Source organism: Streptomyces sp. NPDC031274, from assembly GCF_055570235.1.
Window position 1 is genome coordinate 21,588 of record NZ_JBVIHP010000051.1, and the last position, 6,786, is coordinate 28,373.

The window sequence follows — 6,786 nt, forward strand, 5'->3', positions numbered from 1 at the left end:
TCCTCGGAACGGATGGACGGGATGGGCGGGATGGGAGAGAGCGTGGGGGCGGGCGATCTCGCGGAGTTGCTGCGCGAGCTGAAGGAGAGGTCGGGGCTCAGTTACGGGGCGCTGGCCAAGCGGCTGCATGTGTCGACGTCGACTCTGCACCGCTATGTGAGCGGGTCGGCCGTACCGACGGAGTTCGCTCCGCTGGAGCGGTTCGCCCGGGTGTGCAAGGCCTCGCGGGAGGAGATGGTCGAGGTCCACCGGCGGTGGATCCTGGCCGACGCGTCGAGAGGCGAGCGCAAGGAGGGCGCGTCCTCGCCTGCGACGGCGGCAGCCGATGCCGTGGTTGCCCATGACTCCGGTGCCCCGGCCTCCGACGAGCCTGCCGCCGATGCCGCCGATGCCGCCGATGCCTCCGGCGCCTCCGACGCCGCGACGCCCGGCATCGTGATCGGCGCGGCACCCACGGCGGGGCGGCGCGCGGGGAGGCGGCTGCCCAGGGCGCGGGTGCTCGTCGCCGCCGGAGTCGTACTCGCGCTCGGAGCCACCGCCGTCGCCGTACAGGCCGCCGACGGAGGAGACCGCGACCGCGTGGCCACCGACTCCCCGAGTGCTTTCGACGGAGGGAAGCAGGGCCCGGACGGCGCCAAGTCCGCCTCGCCCTCCGGGATGAAGTCCGGGAAGGAGCCCGGGAAGGAGTCCGAGAAGGGCAAGCCGGGCAAGGAGGCGGCAGGCTCCGACAAGCCGGAGGGCGAGAAGGGCAAGGGCTCCGCCGGTGAGACCGGGGCTTCCACCACCGGGGGCGGCGGCAAGGGCGGGGCCGACGAGGGCGGTGTCCCGGTGACGGTCTCCACCCAGGCCCACTTCTGGCAGGACCCCTGCGGCCACCCCTACCTCGTGGACAAGGCCCCGGGCGAACTCTCCCCGCCCCCCAACGAGCAGGACGCTCCCGGCTGGGCATCCGCGAACGGCGCGGTCTCCGCACGGGACCAGACCGTGAAGCTGACCGTTCAGGGCACGGGCAAGGACACCGTCGTCCTGGAGTCCCTGCACGTCCGCGTCGCGGGAACCGGCGCGCCGCTCGCGTGGAACAACTACAAGATGGGGTACCTCGGTGTCGGCTGCGGCGGCAATGTGCCCCAGCACTCCTTCGGCGTCAACCTGGACGCGTCGGTGCCCCGCCCGAGCCCCCAGGACGGGGGCGACAACTTCCCCTACACGGTGAGCGCGAGCGACCCCGAGGCGTTCTACATCAACGCGACCGCCAACACCCGCTATGTGCGCTGGTACTTGGAGCTGGAGTGGTCGAGCGGCACCCGGCACGGCACGGTGCGCATCGACGACACGGGCAAGCCGTTCGCCACGAGCGGCGACAAGGGCCGTTCCGTCTACGCGTACTCGCTCAACAGCAAGAAGTGGACGAAGACGCATCGCGACGACGACAACGTGCCTGACCCGCCCGCGTAAAGGCGGGGCGCCCCGGCACGTCCGTATCCCGGAATCGTGCTTGTAAGCGGCATACGGTTCCTTACGCTGCCGGGAAGCAAAGGAGCCGCAGATGACCGTCACCGACGCCCCCGTCCCCACAGCCGGGGAAGGGGAAGAAGAGCAGGCCCAGGCCCAGGCCCTGGCCCAAGTCCCTGCCCCAGTACCCGCGTTCGCGGCCCGTGCCGCCGCCGTCGGGGGCTCGCCCGTACGGGAGATCCTCGCGGTCACCGCGCGCCCCGAGGTCATCAACTTCGCGGGCGGGCTCCCGGCGCCCGAGCTGTTCGACGCGGCGGGCGTCGCCGCCGCGTTCCAGGCGGTCCTGACGTCGACGCCCGGCACGGCGCTGCAGTACTCCACGACGGAGGGCGAGCCGACCCTCCGTGCCGCCATCGCCGCCCGGACAGCGGCACGCGGGCTGCCCACCGACGCGGACGACGTGCTCGTCACCACCGGCTCGCAGCAGGCGCTCTCGCTGCTCGCGACGGCGCTCGTCGAGCCCAGTGACACCGTTCTCGTCGAGAGCCCCTGCTACCTGGCGGCACTTCAGGCCTTCGCCTTCGCGGGCGCCCGCGTGGTGCCCGTGCCGTGCGACGAGGCGGGTATCGACCCCGCCGCGCTCGACGAACTCGTCGCCGCGCACCGGCCGAAGCTGCTCTACACCGTCCCCACCTTCCAGAACCCGACCGGCCGCACGCTGCCCGCGGGGCGGCGCGCGGAGATCGCCGCCGTGGCCGCGCGGCGCGGACTGTGGATCATCGAGGACGACCCGTACGGGGAGCTGCGGTTCGAGGGCGAGCGGGTGCCGTGGATCGCCGCGTACCCGGGGGCGGAGGACCGCACCGTCCTGCTCGGCAGCTTCTCGAAGGTGATGGCGCCGGGTCTGCGGCTCGGCTGGTTGCGGGGGCCCGCGGCGCTCCTTCGGGCGTGCGCGGTGGCCAAGCAGGCGGCGGACCTGCACACGCCCACCGTCAACCAGCTCGCCGCCGCGCGGTACTTGGCGGACAACGACCTGGACGCGCACGTGGCCCGCGTCGCGGGGGCGTATCGCGAGCGGCGTGACGCGATGCTGCTGGGCCTCGCGGATGCGTTGCCTGCGGGGTCCAGCTGGATTCGGCCCGAGGGGGGCATGTTCGTCTGGGCGACGCTGCCTGAGGGGTACGACAGCGCTGCACTGCTTCCGGGCGTCGTCAAGCATGACGTGGCGTACGTGCCTGGGGCGCCGTTCTACGCGGCGGAGCCTGACCCCGCGACCCTGCGGATGTGTTTCGTGACGCAGGCCCCCGACGAGATCGCCGAGGGCCTGCGGAGGCTTCGGGGTGCGCTGGTTGGTTGAGGTCCGCGGGCCGTATGCGGCTGGTCGCGCCCACGCGGCGGAGCCGCAAATGTGACAGCCCCGCGCCCCTGAAGCCCCTTACGGGGCTCAGAGGCGCTCAGGGGTCCTGATGCCAAGGAGGGCCATGCCCTGGTGCAGCGTGCGGGCCGTGATGTCGCAGAGGAACAGGCGGTTCTCGACCTGGGCCGGGGTGTCCGCCTTCAGGACCGGGCACTTGTCGTAGAACGTCGTGTAGAACGACGCCAGTTGGTAGAGGTAAGCGGCCAGCTTGTGCGGTGCGTACTCCCCGGCGACCTCGGCGACCGTCTCCGCGAACTGGTCGACGTGCAGGCCCAAGGCCCGCTCGGCGGCGGACAGTTCGAGCTCCGGGTGCGCCTGCGGCCGTACGTCGCCCGCCTTGCGCAGGATCGACTGGATGCGGGCGTACGCGTACTGGAGGTACACCGACGTGTCGCCGTTCATCGACACCATCTGGTCCAGGTCGAACTTGTAGTCGCGCACCGCCGACGTCGACAGGTCCGCGTACTTCACCGCGCCGATGCCCACCTGGGCGCCGCGCTCGGCGATCTCCTCGTCGGAGAGGTCCTGGGCCTTCTCGCGGACGATGGCCGACGCCCGCTCGATCGCCTCGTCGAGAAGGTCGATGAGGCGTACGGTCTCGCCCTCACGCGTCTTGAACGGCTTGCCGTCCTTGCCGAGCACCGTGCCGAAGCCGAGCTGCACCGCCTTGACGTCGTCCGTCAGCCAGCCCGCCCTGCGAGCCGTCTCGAAGACCATCTTGAAGTGCAGGGACTGCCGCGCGTCGACGACGTACAGAAGCGTGTCCGCCTTGACATTGAAGACGCGGTCGCGGATCGCGGAGAGGTCCGTCGCCGCGTACCCGAAGCCGCCGTCGGACTTCTGGACGATCAGCGGGGACGGGTTGCCGTCCGGGCCCTTCACGTCGTCGAAGAACACGCACAGCGCGCCGTTCGACCGGACGGCGACACCGGACTCCTCAAGCATGCGGCAGGTCTCCGCCAGCATGTCGTTGTAGCCGGACTCGCCGACGATGTCCTCGTCGCGGATCTCCACGTCCAGCTTGTTGAAGACCGAGTAGAAGTAGACCTTCGACTCGTCCACGAACCGCTGCCAGATCGCGAGCGTCTCGGGGTCGCCCGCCTGGAGGTCCACCACCCGGCGCCGGGCCCGCGTCTTGAAGTCCTCGTCGGAGTCGAAGAGCACCTTGGACGCCTTGTAGACGCGGTTGAGGCCGGACATCGCCTCTTCGCCCGCCGCGGTGTCGTCGGAGCCGTCCGCGGCCTTGTGTCCCAGCTCGTCCGGGTGCTCGATCAGGTACTGCACGAGCATGCCGAACTGGGTGCCCCAGTCGCCGATGTGGTGGCGGCTGACCACCTTCTCGCCCGTGAATTCGAGGATCTTGACGACGGAATTGCCGATCACCGAGTTCCGGAGGTGGCCGACGTGCATCTCCTTGGCCACGTTCGGCTGGGCCCAGTCGACGACCGTCGTGCCGGCCTTCTCCGCGAACGGCACGCCGAGCCGCTCGCCGTCGGCGGCGCGCGCGGCGAGGTTCTCGGTGATCGCCTTGTCGGTGACCGTGACGTTCAGGAAGCCGGGGCCCGAGACCTCGACGTCCTTGATCATGCCGTCGTCGGCGGGGAGAGCGTCCACGACCTTCGTCGCGAGCTCGCGCGGGTTCGCCTTCGCCTTCTTGGCGAGGGCCAGGATCCCGTTGGCCTGGTAGTCGGCCCGGTCGCTTCGTCGCAGCAGCGGGTCGGCGGAACCGGCCTCCGGCAGGGCAGCCGAGAGGGCGTCCGCGAGGCGCTGGTGGACGGAGGCGGTGAGGGACGTGACCGAGGCCATGGAGTGGATGCCGTTCTCCTCGAGGTGCAGATAGACCCGGCAAGTATCCCATGCAAGGAAAAGCGGTTTTCGCGGTTGCGGGTGGAGCTGGGAGAATGGGTCCGACAAGCGGTACTCACGTAGAAGAAGATCAGAAGAAGAGAGAGGCGTGCCGATCGTGGCTCAGAGCACCGATACCACCGACTGGGTCTCCCGCTACGCGGACGAGGTCATCTCCGAGTCGGAGCGTCGTGCCCCGGGCAAACCGGTCGTCGTCGCCTCCGGGCTCTCCCCCTCGGGCCCGATCCACCTGGGCAATCTCCGCGAGGTCATGACCCCGCACCTGGTCGCGGACGAGATCCGGCGGCGCGGGCACGAGGTCAGGCACCTGATCTCCTGGGACGACTACGACCGGTACCGCAAGGTCCCGGCGGGCGTCCCCGGCATCGACGAGACCTGGGCCGAGCACATCGGCAAGCCCCTCACCTCCGTGCCCGCCCCGGCCGGTTCCGCGTACGCGAACTGGGCCGAGCACTTCAAGGCGGCCATGACCGAGGCGCTGGACGAGCTCGGCGTGGAGTACGACGGGATCAGCCAGACCGCGCAGTACAACGCCGGTGTCTACCGCGAGCAGGTCCTGCACGCGATGAAGCACCGCGGTGACATCGACGCGATCCTCGACCAGTACCGGACCAAGAAGGCGCCCGGCAAGAAGCAGTCGCAGAAGCCCGTCGACGAGGCCGAGCTTGAGGCCGCCGAGGGGTCCGGCGCCGCGAGCGAGGACGACGGCAGCGGCGGCGGCAGCGGGTACTTCCCGTACAAGCCGTACTGCGGCGCGTGCGAGAAGGACCTGACCACCGTCACGTCGTACGACGACGAGAGCACCGAGCTTTCGTACGTGTGCGCGGACTGCGGTCACACCGAGACGGTCCACCTGAACGAGTTCAACCGCGGCAAGCTGGTCTGGAAGGTCGACTGGCCCATGCGCTGGGCGTACGAGGGCGTCATCTTCGAGCCGAGCGGCGTGGACCACTCGTCTCCCGGGTCGTCCTTCGTGGTCGGCGGGCAGATCGTCCGCGAGATCTTCGACGGCGTGCAGCCGATCGGTCCCATGTACGCGTTCGTCGGCATCTCCGGGATGGCGAAGATGTCGTCCTCCAAGGGCGGCGTGCCGACCCCGGCCGACGCGCTGAAGATCATGGAGGCGCCGCTGCTCCGCTGGCTCTACGCCCGCCGCAAGCCGAACCAGTCCTTCAAGATCGCCTTCGACCAGGAGATCCAGCGGCTCTACGACGAGTGGGACAAGCTGGACGCGAAGGTCGCCGACGGCTCCGCGCTGCCCGCCGACGCCGCCGCGCACTCGCGTGCGGTGCGCACGGCCGCGGGCGAGCTGCCCTCGACGCCGCGTCCGCTGCCGTACCGGACGCTCGCGTCCGTCGTGGACGTCACGGCCGGTGCGCAGGACCAGACGCTCCGCATCCTGCGGGACCTGGACCCGTCCGACCCGATCTCGTCCCTGGACGAGGCGCGGCCGAGGCTCGACCGCGCCGAGAACTGGATCACCACCCAGGTCCCGGCCGACGCGCGCACGATCGTGCGGGCCGAGCCGGACGCGGAGCTGCTGTCCTCGCTGGACGACGAGGGCCGTGAGTCGCTGCGGCTGCTCCTGGAGGGCCTGGACTCGCACTGGTCCCTCGACGGCCTTACGCACCTGGTGTACGGCGTGCCGAAGGTGCAGGCCGGGTTCTCCCCGGACGCGACGGCGAAGGAACTCCCCCCGGAGATCAAGGTCGCCCAGCGTTCGTTCTTCGCCCTCCTGTACCGCCTCCTGGTGACCCGGGAGACGGGCCCGCGCCTGCCCACGCTGTTGCTCGCCGTGGGCGCGGAGCGGGTGCGCAAGCTTCTTGGCGCGTAGCGGTTACGAGGCTGGGGGCGCCGTCCGGTTTCTGGGCGGCGCCCCTTTTGCGTGCAGCGGACCGGACCGCCGCTTCGCGGCGGAGTTTTCCCCGCCCACCCGCCCACCCCGGGTAATCGGGTGGGGGGGTGCCCCTATGACTTTGGTCAAGGGGTTGGGGCGGGTTGGGCTTCGTAGAAGGTGCCGTCGCGGAGCATCGCGAAGAGGACGTCGGCTC

The 6,786-nt window shown here is 70.5% G+C and carries 4 protein-coding genes; 3 read left to right on the top strand and 1 reads right to left on the bottom strand.

Features of this window, described 5'->3' with window-relative positions; all coding sequences use genetic code 11:
* The first annotated feature begins 30 nt into the window (after window positions 1-30).
* Together ACZ5CR_RS42765 and ACZ5CR_RS42770 are read left to right on the top strand one after the other, a co-directional pair.
* Window positions 31-1,455, top strand: a complete 1,425-nt coding sequence (locus ACZ5CR_RS42765) for a helix-turn-helix domain-containing protein (protein WP_468868370.1) — start codon at window positions 31-33, stop codon at window positions 1,453-1,455.
* 91 nt (window positions 1,456-1,546) lie between these two features.
* A complete protein-coding gene (locus tag ACZ5CR_RS42770) occupies window positions 1,547-2,809 on the top strand; it encodes an aminotransferase-like domain-containing protein (RefSeq protein WP_468868375.1) in 1,263 nt (420 codons plus the stop codon).
* Window positions 2,810-2,896: 87 nt separating this feature from the next.
* On the opposite strand, the gene argS is transcribed toward ACZ5CR_RS42770, so the two are convergent.
* Window positions 2,897-4,675: an arginine--tRNA ligase gene (argS, locus tag ACZ5CR_RS42775; RefSeq protein WP_468868377.1), complete on the bottom strand. Its 1,779-nt coding sequence runs from the start codon at window positions 4,673-4,675 to the stop codon at window positions 2,897-2,899.
* A gap of 148 nt (window positions 4,676-4,823) precedes the next feature.
* On the opposite strand from argS, the gene lysS reads away from it, so the two are divergent.
* Window positions 4,824-6,569, top strand: coding sequence for a lysine--tRNA ligase (gene lysS / locus ACZ5CR_RS42780; RefSeq protein WP_468868382.1), 1,746 nt, complete (start codon window positions 4,824-4,826; stop codon window positions 6,567-6,569).
* Window positions 6,570-6,786 lie beyond the last annotated feature (217 nt).

Coding starts and splice junctions, on each gene's coding strand:
- ACZ5CR_RS42765 (WP_468868370.1), top strand. CDS start 31: ATGGGAGAGAGCGTGGGGGCGGGCGATCTCGCGGAGTTGCTGCGCGAG.
- ACZ5CR_RS42770 (WP_468868375.1), top strand. CDS start 1,547: ATGACCGTCACCGACGCCCCCGTCCCCACAGCCGGGGAAGGGGAAGAA.
- argS (WP_468868377.1), bottom strand. CDS start 4,675: ATGGCCTCGGTCACGTCCCTCACCGCCTCCGTCCACCAGCGCCTCGCG.